We start from the raw sequence: 19491 nt of genomic DNA on the forward strand, positions 1-19491 counted from the left end.
CTACCCCTTCCGGGGCGGTAGTTGCCGCGACTCCAGCCGTCGCCTCGTGTTACCGCGTGGGGGGCTGGTGCGGGGAGCGGAGTACGAGCAGGGTGATCTCGCTGGGGGCGAAGACGCGGAAGGGCGGGCCCCAGAAGCCGGTGCCGCGGCTGGTGTAGAGGAGGGTGCGGGTGCCGTGACGGCTGAGGCCCGCGAGGACGGGCTGGTCGATGCGGACCAGGTGGTGGAAGGGCCAGATCTGGCCGCCGTGGGTGTGGCCGGAGAGCTGGAGGTCGACGCCTTCGGCTGCTGCCCGGTCGATGAACTTGGGCTGGTGGGCCAGGAGGAGGACGGGGTGTTCGGGGTCGGCGCCCCGCAGGGCGCCGGCGAGGTGGGCACGGTGGCCGGCGAGGCCGGAGGATTCGGCGGTCACGTCGTCCACGCCCGCGACCACGAGGGTGTCGCCGCCGCGTTCGAGCAGCAGATGGCGGTTGCGCAGCGGCTCCCAGCCCAGCTCGTCCATCAGGTCGACCCAGCCCTGGGCTTCGCTGTAGTACTCGTGGTTGCCGGTGACGTAGACCCGGGCCCGGGTGGCTCGCACGGTGCCGAGTGGGGCGGCCTGGGCGCGACGGCGTTCGGCCGTGCCGTCCGCGATGTCTCCGGTGTGGCAGACCAGGTCGGCGTTGAGCGTGTTGACCGTTTCGCAGACCCGTTCCGACCAGCGGGTGCGGTCGAGTGGGCCGTAGTGGGTGTCGGTGATCAGGACGACACGTGTGCCGTCCAACCCGGCGCCCAGGCGCGGGAGTTGCACTTCGAGGCGGCGCACCCGAGGTACGCGGCGGGCCTCGGCGTATCCCCAGGCGAGCAGCACGGCGGCCGTGCCGAGGGCCGCCCAGGTGGCGATCCGGGCCCGGTCCTGGCCGTCGCCGACTCCGGCTGCGGTCAGGGCCGGCCGCAGCAGGATGCCGAGCACGACGGACCAGGTGAACAGGACCCAGATGGCGCCCAGCAGGGTGTCCCCGACGATGGCCGCCCAGTCCTGCTGCCGACGCCCGTGGCCGCGCATCATCGCGAGCGGCATACCGACCAGGCCGAGGACGAACAGGGCCGTGCCGGCCAGTCGAACGGGGAGCGGCCAGTGCTGGCCGGCGTACAGCAGCAGCCAGCAGGGCACGGTCCACAGCAGGACGGGGGCGATCAGAGGCAGGAAGCGCATGATGCGGTGCAGTCGGCTCGGCCGTGTCTCGTGCGCTGAACCGTCGGCGGATCGAGTCTCGCTGGCGTCGGTCACACTTCCGCTCCTCAATCAACCGGGTTGCCGTCGCGCGCACTGTATCCGGTCGCCTTCGGGCTGGTCGGACGGCCTGGGTTCGCAGCGCCGCCGGTTACCTATTCGAGTCCGTATCCGCTCGGCGTCGCGGTTATGATCACGCCCGCACCGACGATCAGGGAGGGGGCTCCGATGACTGTGCCCACGGGGATCGGTCTCAGCGCCGACCGGGAGTGGATCATCAAGAACGCGAAGGGCAAGAAGTTCGTCTACGACTCCGCGGCCGAGGCCTTCGAAGAGCTGCACGAGTATGGCGAGGGGGCGGCCGTGTTCACCCGCCGCGTGTATCGGGCGATGCTGCGCACGAAGCCGCTCGAGGACTGGCAGAGGATGGACGCTCCCCAGGCCTGACAGCTCACCCCCACCCGAGGCTTGGGTGGGGGCCTTGGCGCGTTCGGCTGCGGGTCCGGATCCCCGGAGATGGCCTCAACTACCCTGTCTCGGAACGCACTTGAGTTGACGCGCGGGGGCGCTGTCCAGTAGTCGAAGCCGACCGCCCGGGACCAGGTCGGATACGCATGCTCCATGCGGCCGCGTTCATGGGGACGACGGTCGCGCCGCAGCCTCCGTCTCGTTCATTTCGCCGATCGTCTCCCACAGCCGCAGCGCGCGCCTCCGGTGTTGGCGCGCCATGTCGTGGAGGCCCGCCGCGGCGTCCAGGTCGCCGATCAGTTGCCAGCACGTGGCCTCGTCCTGGCGGTCGCCGTGCCGGTGGAAGAGGGCCGCGGCGCGCTCCAGCGCCGGGCCGGCCTGGTTCCGGTCGTCCTGGCCGGCGTACACGCGGCCGACCTCCAGCAGGGTGTAGCCGGTGCACCGCTCGTCGGACAGCTCCTCGAAGGTGGCCAAGGCCTGCCACAGGCAGCGCAGTGCCTCGTCCGGATCGCCGCGCCGATCGTGCAGCCTGCTGAACCGCCGCAGCACGACGGCCTCGCGATGCTCGTCGTCCAGCTCCCTCGCCAGACGTAGGGCCCTGGTGAACCAGGTCTCCGCCTCTTCGAGCTGGTCCTGCATGAGGCGCATCACGGCCATGGAGCAGGACAGCTGCGCCTCGACATGCAGATCTCCCTCACCGACCGCGATGGCCAGCGCGTGCTCGACGCGTTCGAGCGCTTCGTCGTCACGGCCCTGCACCCGGCTGACGGTACTGAGCATCGCCACCGACAGCGCCTCGCCGCGCTTGTCCCCGCTGTCCCGGCACAGCTCGATGGAGGATTCGAGGACGTGAGTGGCACGGTCGAACTCGTCCTGGTAGATGTGCAGTTGGCCAAGGCCGCGCAGCAGCACCGACGCGCCGCGCGCGTTGCCGGCGGCCTCCGCCGCGTCCAGCGCCAGCCGGTGCCTGTGCTGCCAGTCCTGGTACAGGCACCGGTGGTCGTAGTAGGTCGCCGGGCCGGCCGCCAGCTCCCAGGCCAACTCGTCCAGGCCCCAGTCCACGGCCAGTTTCACCGCACCGAGCAGGTTGTCGCGCTCCGCGTCGAACCAGCCGAACGGATCGGCCATGAGCCGGTCCGTGACCGCGTCCGGCAGCGATCGGCGCGGTGCCGAGCCTGGCGCGGCGGCCAGCAGCCCGGCCGGCAGCCGGTCGGTGCCGTGCCTGATCAGATCGAGCCAGACGGACAGCACCCGGACCATCGCGTCCTGCTTGTCCGCCGTCGGCAGGGTGGCGGCGATCTCCACGGCACAGGTCCTAATCAGGTCGTGCAGTCGGTAGCGCGGCTCACCGATGGCATCGGTCGCGGTCAGCCGCACCAGGTTGGCGTCGACGAGGGTGTCAAGCACCTCTTCGGCGTCCGAGCGGTCGAGCAGTGGTCCGACCACCCAGCCGGGCAGGGTGTGGGGGCCGAGCAGACCCAGCAGGCTCAGCGCGCGCACCGCGTCGGCCGGCAGCAGCCTCAGGCTCAGTTCGACGCTGGCCCGCACGCTGAGGTCCCCGAGCCTCAGCTCGGCCAGCCGCCGGGACTCGTCCTCGATCCGTTCCCGCAACACCCGCAGCGACCAGGCCGGGCGGCCCATGAGTTTGCCGCTGGCGATACGGATCGCGAGCGGCAGGTTGCCGCAGCAGTCGAGGATCGCGTCGGCCTCACCCGGTTCCCGCTCGACCCGCCGCCTGCCGATGATCCCGGTGAACAACTCCCGTGCCTCCGCCGGTCTCAGCACGTCCAGGTCGATGTGCCGGGCGCCGGGGAGCTGCGTCAGGAGAGTGCGGCTGGTGATCAACACGGCACAGCCCTCGGCGCCGGGCAGCAGGGGCAGCACCTGATCGGCGTGACCGGCATCGTCCAGCACCACCAGCATGTGACGGTCCACCAGCAACGACCGGTAGAGCGCGGCACGTTCGGACAGGCCGTTGGGGATCGCGCTGCCGACGATCGAGAGCGCGCGCAGCGCTTCGGCCAGCATCAGCCCCGGGTCCCGTGGCTCGTCCGAAGTCGCCGCGAGGTTGAGGTAGAGCTGGCCGTCGGGGAAGTTGGCGCTCGCCAGTCGCGCGGCGTGCGTCACCAGGCAGGACTTGCCCACCCCGGGACCACCCACGACGACGGCCACCGGGGCCCGGTTCGGCGCCGACCCGTCGAGCAGTCCGGAGATCTCGGCCAGCGCCTCCGCGCGGCCCACGAAGTCGGGTACGTCGAAGGGCAGTTGACGCACAGGCATCGCCATTGCCGCGCCGGGGGCCTCCGGGGCGGGGCTCTCCGGTGGTGTGTCCGAGGGGCCGCGCACGGGGGCCGGAGCCGCCAGGGCGGGATCAGCGGCCAGGATGCGCTGATGCAGTGTCCTGAGTGGCGGGGTGGGGTCGACGCCGAGTTCCTCGGCCAGGGTCCGGCGCAGCCGCTCGTACATCTGGAGCGCCTCGCCTTGTCTTCGGCACCGGTAGAGGGCGACCATCAGGTGTTCGGCGACCTGTTCGTCGTAGGGGTGATCGCGGAACAGTACGGTCAGTTCGTCGATGACCTCGCGGTGGCGGCCCAGGTCGAGTTCGATGGCGAGGCACTCTTTGTGGGTGGCCGCGCGTTGTGCGTTCAGCCGTGCCGCATCGGTTTCCAGGACTTGGCTGGGAGTGTCGGCCAGGGCGTTTCCACGCCAGCAGGCCAGCGCCCGCCGCAGCGTGGCCGCTGTGTCGATCGGGGACGTGTGCTGCTCGGCGAGGTGTCGCTCGTGGTCGAATTCCAGCAGGTCGAGCTGTTCTCGGTCCAGATGGATCTCGTAGCCGCCGCGCCGCGTGCTGATCAAGGAGCTGGGTGCTCCGCAGGCGACGAGGTTGCGGCGCAGCCCGGAGACGGCGTCCTGGACCTGGCGGACCGCGGTGGTGGGAGCGCCGACGTCCCACATCACGGCGACCAGACGCTCCATGGCGACGGTGTTGTTGGCGTCGATCAGGAGCGCTGCCAGCATTTTGGTCTGGCGCGGCCCGTTCAACGCGACCGCACGTCCGGCGATCTGGGCATGTAACGGCCCCAGTAAGCCGAATCTCATAGCTCCCCCGGCACGCGACGATGAGCGTTGATCCCCCGGCTGACCTCGCACTAGGACGAATCTAGGACGGCCGACGGATCCGTGTCCATAGCGCCCCGGAGCGCGGCTCACCGAGGCGTGCGGGCTGGGTCGGGAACCGTGGGGCGGGCCTTCGCCTGCACACCGCCGCACGGGCCGCGCACGCCACCGGGCCGTACGACGACTCCGGCGGGACCGGCAACTACCAGTTCGTGGCGAACAATTGGGAGAGCCGTTACCAGCGCTCGCTCCTCCGGGTGAACCAGCCGGCCTTCACCACATGCCCGGCCACGGGAATCCCGCGCGGGACCACGGGCCAGCGCCGGGGGTTCACGGCGATGCGGGTGATCCGGCCCCACAGGGGGTCCAACGCACCGACCAGCGGGGGGAGTTCACGCAGCAGATCGCGCGAACGCGGCCACCAGGCGCCGTCCAGGAGGCCTCGGGAAGAGCTTGCGGGCTTGAGTGCCAGCCGGACGTTACGAGTCGCGAGGGGATCGCGCTGGGGCAGAAGATCAATGGGCGCGGACATGGCGCGAACCCGTCTCAAGGTCGCCGTCCGTGGACAGTGGCCCGGTGTCAACGATCCCCGAGGGCGACGCCGGCACTGTGGCCCGCGTGCGAAGTGCCCTCGGTAACTCCAGCGTACTCCTGAGTAAGGGCCAAAGGACCAGCTGAGGCACCTTGACTCGGCTTGCCGTCCCACCGCGCACTGGCACTCACCCGCCAAGATCACTCGTGGGTCGGGCCCCTTAGGGTCGGAGTCATGACGACACCTCTTGCCAGCAGTGCCTTCGACTCGCTCCGCCACGACGCCGTGCCCGACGAGGAGACGCTGCGCCGGGTCTACGAACACCCTGGCGACGCGGCCGTGCGGAAGCAGATGGACGAACTCACCGAGCAGACAAGGCGGTTGATCGGATGCTCCTCGCTGGTCCTCGTCGCCAGCGCGGACGCCGAGGGCAACTGTGACGTCTCCCCGCGCGGCGGCCCCGCCGGGTTCGTGGCCGTCCTGGACGCGCGGACGGTGGCGATACCGGACGCGACCGGCAACAAGCGTCTGGACACCCTGCGGAACGTCATCGCCACCGGACGGGCCGGGCTTCTGTTCATCATCCCGGGCCGCACCACGACGCTCCGGGTGAACGGCCGGGCCTGCGTCTCCACCCGCCCGGAGCTGCTGTCGCAGCTCACCGCCGTGGGCAAGCCGCCGGCCAGTGCGCTGGTCCTGGGGATCGAGGAGGTCTACCCGCACTGCCCCAAGTCGCTGCTGCGCAGCGCGGCCTGGAAGCCCGAGCAGTGGCTGTCGACGGACGCCCAGCCTGCGTCGGCCGAGGTGACGCTCGCCCAACTGCGCATGCCGGAGCTGACGATCGCCGACATCGAGCAGGCGGAGGCGGAGTCGCTGAAGTACAGGTACGAGTAGGGGGCGAGGGCCGAATTGGCCCCGGCCGCTTCGGGCCCGACGACCCGGCGGGATGCCCGCCGGTGCGGGCGGCCTGACACTGCGTCAGGCAGGCCGGGCCGCCCGCTCGGTCACGTACCGAGTCCAGATCAACGCGGCCCAGGCGCCGCCCCGTTCAGTTCTGCTTCTCGAATCCCGCCAGCAGGTCGCGGGGGTCGAAGGTCACCCGGATCCGGGCGACCTTCCCGTCCCGCACGTGCATCCAGTTCGCCGTCGGGGTGGGCGGTGCAACGCTGGTGTGCAGGTCGAACCAGGTGATCGCCTCATCGCCTTCCGCCACCCGCACCTTCACGTCGATCTTCTCGAGGACCTGACCGAGCCCCTTCAGGCCGGCGAGCGCCTCCTCCACCCCCGACGCCTTGCCCAGCGTCCCGACGAAGTCGACATCCTCGGCCAGCACCCCCCGCAGGGTCTCGAAGTCGCCCGCCTCCCAGGCGGTGAAGTAGGTCTCGGCAAGCTCTCGCGGAGTCTTGGTCGTCGTCATGCCTCCATCCTCCAGCCGCCTCGTCCATCCGTCCAACACATGGATGGGATGGCACCTATCATCATTGGTTATGGAGATACATCAGCTCCGCTACTTCGCCGCCATCGTGGACGAGGGCACCTTCACGGCCGCCGCTCATCGCCTGCACGTCAGCCAGTCCGGTATCAGCACGCAAGTGGCCAAGCTGGAGGCGGAGTTGGGCCAGCGGCTACTTGACCGCTCCGGCCGTCAAATCCGCCTCACCCCGGCCGGCGAGGCCGTTCTCCCGCTTGCGAAGAACGCCCTCGCCGCCCTTGAGGCCATCCAGCACACCGCCGCGGAGTTCGCCCACGCCGTCCGTGGCCGGGTCCGGCTCGGCATGATCATGGGCTGCTCGATCCCGGCCTTCCTCGACACCGTCGCCGACCTCGGCCGCACCCACCCGGGCATCGAGCTCAGCCTGCACGAGGGTGACTCCGACGACCTCCAGGCCCAGGTGCTCTCCAGCTCTCTCGACGTGGCCCTGATCGCTTACGCGGGCGACACCGCCCCGGGCCTGGAGGTGAGCGTCGTCCTCGACGAGCCGGTCACCGCCCTCCTTCCGGCCGGGCACCCTCTCGACCGGACGGGACTGCGCCTCGCCGACCTCCGGGGCGAGAAGATCCTCTGCCTCTCCCCGGGTACCGGCATCCGCGCCGCCTACGAGGACTCCTGCCACAGGATCGGCCTCGACCCACGCGTGGACATCGGCGCCAGTTCCCCGGCCACCCTGCTCCGCCTCGCCGAGCGCGGTCTCGGCATCGCCGTCCTCAGCTCGTCCTCCGCACAGGGCACCGGCCTGCGAACCGTGCCGCTCACCGACGCCGCCACACACGCCCGGCTCGGCCTCATCACCCGCCGGGGCCAGCATTTCCCAGCCGTACAGCTCCTGCGATCCAGACTCCTGGCCGCGCTGCGAACCGGCTAGGGGCCGTGGCGAACACGCGTGGGCTCAGACCACTGAACGGTTCCATCCAGAACGGCTCCGACGCCGTAATCACACCAGTCCCCATCATGATCGTCATGGGGTGGTGGATCGCTCCGGGAGTGATCCACCAGCGCCCGCTTCGCCGCCGTGCTTCAGCTCCACATGTGCTTGATGTCGGGGGCGAGGGTGCGGCCTTGGCGGCGGCCTGCGTCGGCTGCCGCGCGGGCGCGGGTGGGGTCGTAGGGGTTGGGGCCGATGGCTTCGCGGGCGGCGGCATCGGGGGCGGCGAGGAAGGCGTGGGCACCGGTGCCGTTGAGGCGCGCGACGTCGTCCTGGGCGCTGGGGATACCGGCGTGGCCCTCGGGCATAGGGGCGAGGACGACGATGCGGTCGTGTCCTGCGGCCAGCGTGGCGTTGGCGGCGGAGACCATGCCGGCGTCGATCCATTCGCGGCCGTCGAAGTGGACGCTGGGCCAGATGCCGGGCACGGCGCCGCTGGCGGCGGTGGCGGTCTCGATGTCGATGCCCGCGTCGGGGCCCAGCAGGCGCAGCTGGCCGGTGTCGGCGTCGGTGACGGCGACCCGCATGGCGGCGGGCCAGTGGGTGCTGCGCAGGCGGGAGCGGACGACCGCGCGGCGTGTCTCGGTGTCGACGCCCGCGCCGAAGGTGCGGGCGACCCGGCCGAATCCGGCGCCCACCGCTTCGGGGTCGCCGGCGCCGGTGATGAATGCCTGGGTCCAGCCTTCGTAGACGGCCGGGTCGGTGTGCATGACGGGTTCGTTCTCGCCGGCGTGGTCCTGGTCGGCGAAGAGGGTCTCCCAGTCGGTGCCGGAGGTGTAGTTGGTGCCGATGAAGGAACCGGCCGATGTGCCGATCACGGTGTCCGCGTCGCGCAGGTCCACGCCTTCGTCGAGGAGCCCGGCCAGGACGCCGATTTCCCAGCCCATGCCGGTGACGCCTCCGCCGCCGAGGACGAGTGCGCGAGTGGGGGCAGTGGGAGCCATGACGACACCTTTCCGAGAATCATCATTTCCGATAATCGACGTTACCGTAAGAGGATGGAGAACGCTCAGCGCGGCCGCAGGCGCCACCCCGACATCGCCCCCCTGGCCCTGGAACAGACCCTGATCCTGCTACAGGCCCATGGCTACGAGGGCCTGCGGATGAAGGACATCGCCGCGGCCGCCGGAGTCGGCCTCGGTGCGCTCTACCGCCGCTGGCCAGGCAAGGAGGAGATGGTCGTGGACGCCTTGCGAGCCGACCGGTCACTGCACGCCGCACCCGACACCGCCGACCCACTGGCGGACCTGACCGCATCCGTCGAACGCATCATCACTGCACTGCCCCAAGGACTCGGCAGACTGATCGCCGCATGCGTGAATGAGCCCGACTCCGCACTGGCACGCGTGACACGACAGGCGAAACTCACCCCCATGATCGACACACTGACCGCCCGCCTGGAACGCGTGACCGCACCCGCACCCCACACTCGCCGCCGGGCCGAAAGCGGTCTGTCCTACATCCTGTGGAAACGCGCCTTCGAAGGAGAAGCCGCCAACGCCGCCAGCCTGTGCGACGAGGCACTCGCCATCATGGGTGCACGGCCCTGATGCCCAACGCCAACAGGCCCGGCGGGACACACCGGTTGGCTTCGACCTGGCTTCGGCTTCCCGGCGCGCTACTTCGGGACGCCTCTTAGGGAAGCAGGTGTCGTCCGGGTTGAGTCCTTGGTTCCCGTTCTCCCGCCGGCCTTGACCGGTGTGCCGTCCGCAGCCCGGTCAGGGGGCGTCCCGGCGCACGGCAAGGCGTGAAGAATGCGGAGAGTTCGGTTCGGTCTCACTCCATTCCATCAGCAGTTCCCGCAGAGCCGTACGGGCTTGTGTCGCCTTTCCCTCGTTGCGTGCGGACGGGGAGAGTTCGGCGTGGACAAAGGTCCCGGAGCGCCTTTTCGCGTCCTCGCCCTGGACGTTGGTGGTGCCCTCCAGCGGGCACTGGTCGGACCAGCTCTGACAGACCCGGAGGTCCTGGTCCTTCATGTGCCTCGCGAGTCTCGTGGCGCTCCTGGACGCACTCCGGGCGGCGCCGGTGGACAGGATGGCGTCGTAGGGGCGCTCTTCTCCCGCCGCGAAGCCGTGCAACTGCAAGCCGGGAATATCGCGTTTGTTCATCTCGGTGATCACGGCGTGGAACACGCTGTCCGTGCGGTGTGCCACGTCGGCCGCGTCGCCCTGGCCCGCCGTGCGGTGGGCGCCCGCGAGAACGAGCGCGCCCCGGGGCGTCTCCTCCAGGAGCCGCGCCCCCAGGCGTTCGGTGCCGCTGTCGGACACCGGGTGGGGCACCTGAACGCTCCAGCGGACGTCGGCGTCGGCGTTCACGTACAGCCGGCCCCAGCGTTCGCGGGGTCCTGGCGTCCGTGCGGCGACCTCGTCGTAACGCCGACCTGAGGCGGCGTCCGTGAGGCGGGAGAGGCGGAATCCGGCGCTGTCGAAGAGTTCTTCCGCGAGGGCCACATCGCCGTCCAGCAAATGCCCGACCCCTTGTGCGATGTGCTCCCTCTCGTCGGCGGATGGGGGTGTGTACGGCTTGCGCTCGGCGGCCTTCCGGGCGTAGTCGACGATCCGGCTGTCGAGGTCGACGAGTTCACGCGACGCCGAGCCTCCCTTTTCATTGTCTTCACGCTTCTCGGGCCCGCATGCGACAAGAGTCACAATGGATCCGGTCAGGCAAAGGAAGCAAAGGAAAAGTAATGCCCTCGTAATCCTACGGGGACGCTCGGCCGGTTTCGCCATGCGAAGATCAGTTGGTGACATTCCGTGAATCTCTCCCTACAAGTCGTGCCCTGGCTGTCTTCGCCGCACTCGCCGTGCTCGGTACGGCCTGCGCCGCGAACCCGTCGGAGTCGCAGGTCAAGCCCGGCGGACGCTCGTTCACGGTGGCCGCTGCCGGAGATGTTCTCATTCATCCCGACCTGGTGGACCAGGCGGCCAAGGACGCGAAGAGGACCGGCAAGGGGACCGCGGGGCTCGACTTCGGGCCGCAGCTGGCGGGTATCCGACCCGTGGTCAGCAAGGCCGACCTGGCCATCTGTCACATGGAGACCCCTGTGGGCGGCCCCAACGGGCCCTTCGAGGGCTCTCCCAAATTCCTGGCGCCTCCTCAGGTCCTCACCTCCCTCAAGGATGTGGGGTACGACACCTGCTCCACCGCCTCGAACCACACCTTCGACCACGGCCTGAAGGCCGTCGGCCGCACCCTGGACGCCATGGACAGGGCGGGGCTCGGCCACGCCGGTTCGTCGCGTACGCCCGCCGAGTCGGAGAAGCCCGACATCCGTGACGTCAACGGGGTCAAGGTCGCTCATCTCGCCTATTCCGGGGAGTCGTTCCGCAACCCGGCGCCCGAGAAGGAGAAATGGGCCTTCAACCGGCTCGGCATCGAGGAGATCAAGAAGGCCGAGGCCCGCGCCCGTGAGGCGGGGGCGGAAGTGGTGATCCTCTCCGTCCACTGGGGCCTCGAGCACTACAACGAGCCCAGCGTCCCCCAGCTCGAACTCGCCCAGCGCCTCACGAAGGAGACCGGCGTGAACCTGGTGATCGGTCACAACGCGCACGTGGTGCAGCCGATCGAGAAGGTGAACGGCACCTGGGTCGCTTACAGCCTCGGCAACCAGCTCGCCCGCCACTCATCGCCCTCCGGACTGACGGAGGAGGGGGCGATCGGCTGGTTCGAGTTCCGGGAGACCAAGAAGGGCTGGGACGTCGCCGCCCGGTACCGCACGACCCTGGTCGACATCCCGCCCGAGCCCGAGGACTCCGAAGAGGAACTGCCCCGCGACGCCGTGAAGGACGTCCGGCTGGTCGATGTCCGCGGGGCCCTCGACCACCCGGACGAGCTCCCGGCGGACCGCCGCGCCCGCTACCACCTCGCCGCGACCCGAACCGAGGGATTCCTCTTCAACCGGGGCGCCCCGGCCCGCGACGGTCTGGCCGAGCTGGCCCTCAAGGACTGAGCCGACCCCGGCCCCTAGACACCCGACTACCCCCGGCGGCGGCGCGCCACTGGCCCGCCGACGCTCTTCCGTGTGCCGTGCCACGGGAGCCCGAGCCGCAGGAATCAGGAAAGAACAGACGTGAAATCGAAGAACGCGCCGTACTCCGTGCGAGGAGGGCGGCGACGAAGCCGACGGCGCGCGGACATGCCGCTGCTCGGCGGCATCCGGCCGCCGATCGCGGTTCTGTGCGTACTCATCCTCGCCCTGTCCGGGCTGACCGCGAAGGTGCTCGGGCCCACCGGCGACACCGTCGTACCCAAGGCCGTGCTCTCCTCGCAGCGATACTTCGCGGAGGACGGTGCGATCGCGCTCCGCTCGTCGATCGACGAACGCCTCGCCGACCTGGAGCGCACCGCGACCGCGGTCAACGCCGGGAGCCCCGTCAAGCCCGAACGCGTCCTGTCCGACCTGAGCCGCGCCTACCAGAAGTGGACCGGCACCACCGTCCTCGACCTGGAGAGCGGCGAGGTGCTCGCGGCCCGGGGCGAGACCATCCCCCTCGCCTGGCTGGACGAGGACACGCTGACCGGCGGAAAAGCCCTCAAGCCGCGCATCGTACGGCTGGAGACCGGCGACGTCCGCCTGATGACCATGGTGGTCCTGGAAGAGCCCGGACAACCGCAGCAACTCCTGGTCGCAGCCAGCAGTTTGAACGTGCCGGACATCAACCTCGGCCCCTTCCGCAGCATGTCCGTCGTGGCCGAGGACGGCGAAGTGCTCGCCACGGCGGGCTTCGAGCGGGCCGAGTCGCTCAACTCCGACCAGGAGCGCGCGGAACTGGCGTTCCGCCACCAGCAGATGACCCGGCTGGCCGACCAGGCCGCGACGCGGACCGAGCAACACCCCGTCCGCGCCAAGGCGCCCGGCTCCCGGGGCTACCCCGGTGTCAGCGGCACGCTGATCGGCGGCGAGCACAACGGACGTGTGGCCACTGCCGGTTACGCCTCGCTCGCCTCCTCCGACCCCGACGACAAACAGAGTGTGGCGGCCGGCCTCGGCCTCAGCGTCGTGTCCCTGCTGCCCGTGATCCGGCAGGAGGCGGGCCAGTCCGACCGCGCGCTGCTCGGCCTGGCCGCGGCCGGAGCCCTGGTGCTCCTCGGGCTTCTCGCGGTCACCGTGCTGTGGCGGAACGTGCAACGCCCCCTGCTCCACTTGTTCCTGGAGTCCCGCAGGCTGGCGCGCGGCGATCTGCACCGGCCGGTCTCGGTGCCCCGACGCGGCGAGGCAGCCCGCATCGGCATCGCCCTGGAACGTCTGCGCCGCCGGCTGACCGGAGACGACTCGGCCGCGGACCTCCCCGCCCAGCGGCGCGGGCTCCGGACGGGCACACGCGGTCCGCTCGTCATCACCGGAGCGCTGCTCCTCCTCTGGTGCGTTCCGGTCGGGCTGCTCCTGAACCGCACCGACGCGACCGTCAGCGTGCCCACCACCATCGTCAACGACCAGCGCGAACGCACGGACATGATGGCCGACCGACTGCGCAGGGCCCTCAACGAAGCCCAGGCCGACCTCGTCTCCGTCACCCACCTCATCGCCGAGGGTGGCGGACGCGGAACGGACGGCCTGCTCAAGGACGCCCTGGCCAAACACAGCCGCTATCAGTCCCTCTACGTCGTCGACCCCTCCGGCGCCGTCTCCGCCCGAGCGGGAGGAGAGCCGCACGCCTGGAGCAGCGGCGAGGACCAGCCGGAGGTCCAGGTCACCGGCAAGGGCGGCAAACTGCCCGTCCTCCAGGCCTCCGCGCCGGTCGCCGAGGGGAAGGGCGGCACCCTGGTCGGGGAGATCCGGGTCCAGTTCCTCAACTCGCTGCTCGTGCGGCCCGGTCTCGGCGAGGTCCGGGTGGTGGACGCCGACGGCCTGACCATCGCCTCCAGCGGTGGGTTCACCGCCTTCGAGAAACTGCCGGGCGAGGCGCTCGACAACCTGGTCCGGGCGGCCAACGTCCGGGTCGGAGCGGGCCCGGTCGAGAACGGTCTTCTCATCCGTGGCGGAGGCAAGGTCACCGTGGCCGCGGCCGCCCCCTTCTCCGGCGGAGGTGTCACCGCCGACATCGGCTGGACCCTCGTCAGCCGACAGGACGCGGGGCACCTCCAGATCGCCCCGTACGAGCGCGAGGACCGCAGCGTCCTCGCCGGACTGCTCGGACTCGCGGCCGTCATCGTCTGCCTCGGATGGATCCACCTCGTGGTCGTCCGGCCGCTGCGCGCCCTGGCCACGAGCGCCGAGAAGCTCGCGGACGGGGACCTGAAGACCGTGCTGTACCCCCGCTACCAGGACGAGGTGGGCGCCGTGGTCCGCAGCCTCGAACTCCTGCGTCAGCAGGCGCTGGCCCACCGACAGAACCAAACGCACCGGACCGCGGACCCCCGCGTCGGCGGAAAGTGACAAGGCCGTGCTCTACCTCTACTTCGTCCTCCTGTTCAGCGGGGCGGGTCTGCTGATCGCCGGCATCGTCGAACAGCGCAGGCACTACGCCGCCCTTCACGCCATCCCGGCCCGGGTCCTCGTGAACGGCATCCGCGGCAAGTCCTCCATCACCCGTCTGTGCGCCGGTGCCCTGCGCGGCGGTGGTCTTGTCACGGTGGCCAAGACGACGGGAACGGCCGCGCGCTTCATCCACCCCGACGCGACCGAGGAGCCGGTCTACCGCAAGTTCGGCATCGCCAACGTGGTGGAGCAGATCGGGATCGTAAGGCGGGCCGCCTCCTACCGGCCGCACGCACTCGTCATCGAGTGCATGGCCGTCATGCCTGCCCTCCAGGAGGTCAACCAGAGCAAGCTGATCCGCTCGACCATCGGCATCCTGTGCAACGTCCGCGAGGACCACCTCGCCGAGATGGGCCCCACCCTCGACGACGTGGCCCGCTCGCTGTGCCGCTCGATGCCGGAGGACGGCATCTGCGTCACCGCGGAGAAGGACCGCTTCGCGATCCTCCAGGAAGAGGCCGACGCACGGAACTGCCGGCTCATCTACGCCGACCCCGACTCCGTCTCCGACGCCGAGCTGCGCGGCTTCAGCTGGTTCACCTTCAAGGAGAACGTCGCGATCGCGCTGACGGTGGCCGAACTCCTGGGCGTGGAACGGGCCGTCGCCCTGCAGGGCATGTACGACGCGCCGCCGGACCCCGGTGTGCTCTCCGTGGAGCGCTATGTGACGCCCACGGGCAACCGCCTCGCGTTCGCCAACGTCTTCGCCGCCAACGACCCCGAGTCCACCTTGATGAACGTCAACCAGTTGCTCGACCTGGGAGCTGTCAACCGCCCGCTGAACGTCGTCATCAACTGTCGCCCCGACCGCGTCGAGCGCAACGGCCAGATGGGTGAGATCATCCCCGATCTGAAGCCGGAGCACGTGTTCGTCATCGGACACCCCGCCAAGAGCGCCATCGACGCCATACCCGCCGAGTGGCGGAACAGGGCCGTGGACCTGGGCGGCGAGAAGCGCGCCGCCCAGGAGTTCATGCCGGTGGTGCTGGACGCGATGCCCGACGGGTCGTCCCTCGTCGCCATCGGCAACATCCACGGGCAGGGCGAGGAACTCCTCGAGTTCCTCGCGGAGCTCCCGGCGGACGACGCCACCGCCACGACCGGACCGCACACTCCGCCCCAGGCGGTCACCCAGCAGGCTCGTCCTGACCCGTACGCCGCCTACCCCGTGGCCCACGAGGAGCGCCATCAGGCGGCCCAGACCATGGAGTTCCCGACCATGCCGCATCCCGGCTTCGGCCACGGAGGCGGGAATCCGACGGCGGCGTACGGGCCCGGCCCGGGGGAGCCCGAGCCCGCCGACACCCAATGGCCTGGCCGGTTCGGCTCCGCCCCTCCGGCCGACCCGCACGCACGCCGGCCCCACCAGCCGTGATCCGCCGCGCCTCCACGCCGGCCCCACCAGCCGTGACCCGCCGCGCCCGCACGCCGCGAACGCCCCGTCTCACCCCTCGTTTTTCTGCCCGGAGCCCCCGTTGACCACCGCAGCCCTGACCCCCGAGATGGCCGCACTAGGCATCGCCATCGGCCTGCTGTTCTCCCTGATGTGCTACCTCACCACCAACCTCTCTCCCGGCGGAATGATCACGCCGGGCTGGCTGGCACTGACCCTCATCGAGGACCTCCAGCGCGCCGCCATGGTCGTCGGCGTGACCGCTCTGACGTATGCCGGCACCAAACTCATGCAACGGCTGGTCATCCTCTACGGCAAGCGGCTGTTCGCCGCGGTGGTGCTCCTGGGCGTACTGCTCCAGGCCACCGTGATCATCGTCCTGTCGATCGAATTCCCGCTCATGTACGGCAACCAGACCCTGGGCTTCATCGTGCCCGGTCTCATCGCCTACCAGCTGGTGCGCCAGCCCAGGGGGCCGACCCTGCTGGCCACGGCCACGGTCTCCCTGCTCGCCTACATCGTCGTCGCCGCCGGGCTGCTGCTCGGCATCATGCCCGGTGCCTGAGAATCGAGGAAGAACCATGGCTGGGAAGAAGAAGACCCGCCCCGTGCTCGCGGGCATCACCATCCTCGGGCTCGTCGGAGCCTCGGGATACCTCACCGTCGAACTGCGCAAGAAGGACGAGCCGGGTGTCACCCAGGTGCGCAACGTGGGCGTGCTGAACGGGAACCGCGAGCAGGCAGCCGGCACGCAGACGGCGGGAGACCGCTGGGCCCGCCTGGACCATCCCGCACGCAGTGTCCTGCGAGGACCCGACGGCCAGATCAAGGCCGTCCTGACCGACGGCGCGCGCACCGCCACGCTCAAGGGCCCCGAGCGCACCTTCGCCGAGCCCGCCGCGACCGCGTCCAAGGTCTCCACGACCGACTGGGTGCGGCTCATGCCCAAGCCCTGGGTCAAGGGCGCCGAGAACGAGGAATGGTTCAAGGCCTGGCACAAGCAGTACGCCGACAGCCGCGAGGACGACATCTTCGCCATGGCGTTCCAGTACGCGGCAGGCGCGCCGGAGCGCAAGGAGAAGGACGGCCGAGTGATCGCGGGCGACGCCAACTTCGGCCCTCTCAACACAACGGGGGCCGAAGGCGGCGACCCGCGCCTCGAACAGTCCGACTTCTACGACTACCTCGGTGCGCCCTACCCCTTCCGGGACGGCGTCGTCGGCAAGCCGGACGCCGTACGGGCCCGGTCCCTGGACTGCTCGGGCTTCATCCGCATGGTGCTCGGCTTCCGGTCCCGCTACCCGCTGATGTCCTCGGACAAGTCCGGCAACGGCCTGCCGCGCACGGCGAACGGCATGGCCCGCTCCAAGGAGGGCACGGACGTCCTGCCGCTCAAGGGCATCACGCCGAAGGACCGGCCCTCCGCCATCGACCAGCTCCAGCCGGGCGACCTCGTGTTCTTCAAGCTCGACACCCGCACCGGCCAGCGACTCGACCACGTGGGCATGGTCGTCGGCCACGACACCGAGGGGCACTTGATCTTCGTGTCCAGCCGCGAGGAGATCAACGGCCCGACCATCGGCGATGTCGGCGGGGTCTCGCGCCTGGACGGCAACGGGTACTACGCCAAGACCCTGCGCAGCGCGAAGCGCCTCTGAACAGCGGCCCCCGCTTTGCGAGTTCCTCGCGGTCGGAAGCAGGCCGAGGCGGTCATCGGCATCGGCCGGATGCCTGGTCGGTGTCGACCGAAGGGCGAACGGCCTCGTGCCGCCGGTACACCGGCGCCCATGGGGCCGTTCGTGGGCTTGCCCCGTGCTGCGTCACGTCATCGGGCCCGGGCCTCCGACGTCGCGGTGGTGGTCAGGTGGTCAGGCGGGCCAGGAGCGCGGGATGGTCCCGCAGCGCCGATTCCACCATGGCCCGGGCCTGGGGCTTGAAGAAGTCGAGGTCGGTGGCGCTCCAGTCGATTCCGCCCAGGGGCGGCTGCGGGTCGTACTCGATGAAGAGCTGGACCGTTCGGGCAATCCGCTCGCCCGCGAGGCGTTCGACCAGGTGAAGCGCCATGTCGACCCCGGCCGACACTCCGGCGGCGGTGAGTACGGGGCCGTCCTGGACCCAGCGTTCGGCGACGGGCGTGGCGCCGAACCTGGCCAGCAGGTCGCGGAAGCCCCAGTGAGAGGTGGCCCGACGGCCGTCCAGCAGGCCGGCGGCACCCAGGATCAGTGAGCCGGTGCACACCGAACCGACGACCTCGGCCGTCAGCGCGGCCTTGCGGAGCCAGCTCAGCAGAGGTTCGTCGGCCAGGGCTGCGAGAGTCGGCTCGGTCCCGCCGGGGACGATCAAGGCGAAGGGCTCGGCGACCTGGGCGAACGTGTGGCTCGGCGTCAGCTTCAGCGGAGTGTCGGTGCCCAGGGGGGCGAGGTCCTGGCCCACGACGACGACCTCGAACGACGGGTCGATCTGGGCCAGCGCGGAAAGGACTTGGAGGGGCCCCACCATGTCGAGCGGGGTGATGCCGGGATAGAGCACGAAGGCGAGCGTCTTGGTCATGCCGTCACCTTCGGCTCCGCGCCGGGGGAGTGCCAAGAGCAGAGGGCGGCCAGGTCGGAATTCTTGGGATACAAGTCATTCCGACATAGGGTCGTGGCCATGGAGGACCGACTGATGGCCGTCGTCGGTTACGACGGGGCCGAGTTGCTGGACATCGCCTGCGTCACGACGAGCCTGGCCCTCGCCAACCGGCACGGAGCCCACCCCGCCTACGCGGTCGCCGTTGCCACCCCGGGAAACCGCGCGATCGCCTGCGACTCGGGGCTGACGCTGCAGGGTCAGCGATCCCTTGAGCGGCTCCGGGGGCCACTGGACACGCTGATCGTCTCGGGAGGGGTCGGCCACGAGACCGCGGCGGGCAATGCGCGGATCGTCGGCCACGTCCGGCGCCTGGCCAGGGAGAGCCGCAGAGTGGCCTCGGTCTGCACAGGGGCGACCGTCCTGGCCGCCGCCGGGCTACTGACCGGCAAACGCGCCACGACTCACTGGTGGTACGCCGAGCGGTTGGCATCCGCCTACCCGGACGTGACCGTGGATCCCGCACCGATCTACATCCGCGACGGAAGCGTGTCCACGGCGGCCGGCGTCACCAGCGCCCTGGATCTCACCCTGGCCTTCATCGAGGAGGACCACGGCGCGGAGTTGGCGCGTGCCGTGGCCCGCGGCCTGGTGACCTATCTGCAACGGCCCGGCAACCAGGCGCAGATGAGCATGTTCACAGCCACCCCGGACCCCACGAACAGCCTCGTCGGGCGAGCGGTCAAGCACATCGCCGGCCACCTGGCCGACGACCTGAGCGCGACCACGCTGGCAGTTGCGGCGGGGGTGAGCGAACGCCACCTGACGCGCTTGTTCGTCGACCACCTCGGCAAGACACCAGGCCGATACGTCCGCGACGCGCGCACCGAAGCCGCCGCTCACCTTCTGACGTCCACCTCGCTGCCCGTGGCGAGCGTGGCCGCCCAGTGCGGCTTCAAGACCGCTGAGACGCTCCGCCAGGCTTTCGTCAGCCGCTACGGAACACCGCCATCGCGCTACCGGGCAACACAGAGCACCCCGGCTGCCTGACTGCGGGCACCGCTCACAGACGTATGCGCCCACCCGGGTGGAGTTCTACCCGGCCGGGCTGACGGGGAGGATCGATGCCCGGTCGGCCAGGGCGGACGCCGTGGTCGACGCCGACGGCCGGGCCTTCCGCACCAGGCGTGGGCGGCCACGGCAGATGAATCGAGATAACTGGGTAGGAGTGCCAGGGCAGTGGTTAGCAGAAGCAACCGCGCTTCGACGACCTAAGACCGTAGACCTGGGAGCGATGTA

General features: G+C 70.2%; 17 protein-coding genes. 10 read left to right on the plus strand and 7 right to left on the minus strand.

Translation table 11 applies throughout. The features are described 5' to 3' along the window. Positions 1-49: 49 nt before the first annotated feature. Entirely contained in the window at positions 50-1270 is a 1221-nt protein-coding gene (locus ACFYZA_RS05470) for a metallophosphoesterase (RefSeq protein ID WP_388487438.1), read from the minus strand. 171 nt (positions 1271-1441) lie between these two features. On the opposite strand from ACFYZA_RS05470, the gene ACFYZA_RS05475 reads away from it, so the two are divergent. Then, positions 1442-1660 (plus strand): hypothetical protein, encoded by a 219-nt coding sequence (locus ACFYZA_RS05475; protein ID WP_382588299.1) that lies wholly within the window; start codon positions 1442-1444, stop codon positions 1658-1660. Between the two features lie 186 nt (positions 1661-1846). Here the strand turns inward: ACFYZA_RS05475 and ACFYZA_RS05480 are convergent, their stop codons facing one another. Further along, entirely contained in the window at positions 1847-4699 is a 2853-nt protein-coding gene (locus ACFYZA_RS05480) for a BTAD domain-containing putative transcriptional regulator (protein ID WP_388487441.1), read from the minus strand. A 334-nt stretch (positions 4700-5033) separates the two neighbouring features. Further along, on the minus strand, positions 5034-5330 hold the full coding sequence (locus ACFYZA_RS05485) for a DUF5994 family protein (protein WP_388487442.1): 297 nt from the start codon (positions 5328-5330) through the stop codon (positions 5034-5036). 234 nt (positions 5331-5564) lie between these two features. On the opposite strand from ACFYZA_RS05485, the gene ACFYZA_RS05490 reads away from it, so the two are divergent. Beyond that, the gene (locus tag ACFYZA_RS05490) at positions 5565-6224 is read left to right on the plus strand and encodes an MSMEG_1061 family FMN-dependent PPOX-type flavoprotein (RefSeq protein ID WP_388487444.1); all 660 of its coding nucleotides are present in this window, start codon (positions 5565-5567) and stop codon (positions 6222-6224) included. A gap of 154 nt (positions 6225-6378) precedes the next feature. Here ACFYZA_RS05490 and ACFYZA_RS05495 read toward each other — a convergent pair whose 3' ends face one another. Next, positions 6379-6747: a nuclear transport factor 2 family protein gene (locus ACFYZA_RS05495; RefSeq protein ID WP_388487445.1), complete on the minus strand. Its 369-nt coding sequence runs from the start codon at positions 6745-6747 to the stop codon at positions 6379-6381. Positions 6748-6817: 70 nt separating this feature from the next. On the opposite strand from ACFYZA_RS05495, the gene ACFYZA_RS05500 reads away from it, so the two are divergent. Then, positions 6818-7693, plus strand: coding sequence for a LysR family transcriptional regulator (locus ACFYZA_RS05500; RefSeq protein ID WP_388487447.1), 876 nt, complete (start codon positions 6818-6820; stop codon positions 7691-7693). A 152-nt stretch (positions 7694-7845) separates the two neighbouring features. On the opposite strand, the gene ACFYZA_RS05505 is transcribed toward ACFYZA_RS05500, so the two are convergent. After that, positions 7846-8697 (minus strand): patatin-like phospholipase family protein, encoded by an 852-nt coding sequence (locus tag ACFYZA_RS05505; protein WP_388487449.1) that lies wholly within the window; start codon positions 8695-8697, stop codon positions 7846-7848. A 54-nt stretch (positions 8698-8751) separates the two neighbouring features. On the opposite strand from ACFYZA_RS05505, the gene ACFYZA_RS05510 reads away from it, so the two are divergent. Beyond that, positions 8752-9303 carry a TetR family transcriptional regulator gene (locus ACFYZA_RS05510; protein ID WP_388487451.1) on the plus strand — a complete coding sequence of 184 codons (552 nt, stop codon included), beginning with the start codon at positions 8752-8754 and terminating at the stop codon, positions 9301-9303. 168 nt (positions 9304-9471) lie between these two features. On the opposite strand, the gene ACFYZA_RS05515 is transcribed toward ACFYZA_RS05510, so the two are convergent. After that, the gene (locus ACFYZA_RS05515) at positions 9472-10401 is read right to left on the minus strand and encodes a hypothetical protein (protein ID WP_382599404.1); all 930 of its coding nucleotides are present in this window, start codon (positions 10399-10401) and stop codon (positions 9472-9474) included. A gap of 95 nt (positions 10402-10496) precedes the next feature. Between ACFYZA_RS05515 and ACFYZA_RS05520 the strand changes: the two genes are divergently transcribed. From ACFYZA_RS05520 to ACFYZA_RS05540, 5 genes are all read left to right on the plus strand, one after another. Then, positions 10497-11702, plus strand: coding sequence for a CapA family protein (locus ACFYZA_RS05520; RefSeq protein WP_388487454.1), 1206 nt, complete (start codon positions 10497-10499; stop codon positions 11700-11702). A 186-nt stretch (positions 11703-11888) separates the two neighbouring features. Continuing rightward, on the plus strand, positions 11889-14129 hold the full coding sequence (locus tag ACFYZA_RS05525; RefSeq protein WP_388488003.1) for a HAMP domain-containing protein: 2241 nt from the start codon (positions 11889-11891) through the stop codon (positions 14127-14129). 7 nt (positions 14130-14136) lie between these two features. After that, positions 14137-15606: a poly-gamma-glutamate synthase PgsB gene (pgsB, locus tag ACFYZA_RS05530; RefSeq protein ID WP_388487457.1), complete on the plus strand. Its 1470-nt coding sequence runs from the start codon at positions 14137-14139 to the stop codon at positions 15604-15606. 100 nt (positions 15607-15706) lie between these two features. Further along, the gene (locus ACFYZA_RS05535; RefSeq protein ID WP_382599398.1) at positions 15707-16189 is read left to right on the plus strand and encodes a poly-gamma-glutamate biosynthesis protein PgsC/CapC; all 483 of its coding nucleotides are present in this window, start codon (positions 15707-15709) and stop codon (positions 16187-16189) included. A 16-nt stretch (positions 16190-16205) separates the two neighbouring features. After that, entirely contained in the window at positions 16206-17282 is a 1077-nt protein-coding gene (locus ACFYZA_RS05540; protein ID WP_388487459.1) for a C40 family peptidase, read from the plus strand. A gap of 202 nt (positions 17283-17484) precedes the next feature. Here the strand turns inward: ACFYZA_RS05540 and ACFYZA_RS05545 are convergent, their stop codons facing one another. Then, the gene (locus tag ACFYZA_RS05545; protein ID WP_388487461.1) at positions 17485-18174 is read right to left on the minus strand and encodes a DJ-1/PfpI family protein; all 690 of its coding nucleotides are present in this window, start codon (positions 18172-18174) and stop codon (positions 17485-17487) included. A 99-nt stretch (positions 18175-18273) separates the two neighbouring features. On the opposite strand from ACFYZA_RS05545, the gene ACFYZA_RS05550 reads away from it, so the two are divergent. Continuing rightward, positions 18274-19242 (plus strand): GlxA family transcriptional regulator, encoded by a 969-nt coding sequence (locus tag ACFYZA_RS05550; RefSeq protein ID WP_382599392.1) that lies wholly within the window; start codon positions 18274-18276, stop codon positions 19240-19242. Positions 19243-19491 lie beyond the last annotated feature (249 nt).

It is taken from the genome of Streptomyces sp. NPDC001828, from assembly GCF_042892175.1.
GTDB lineage: Bacteria > Actinomycetota > Actinomycetes > Streptomycetales > Streptomycetaceae > Streptomyces.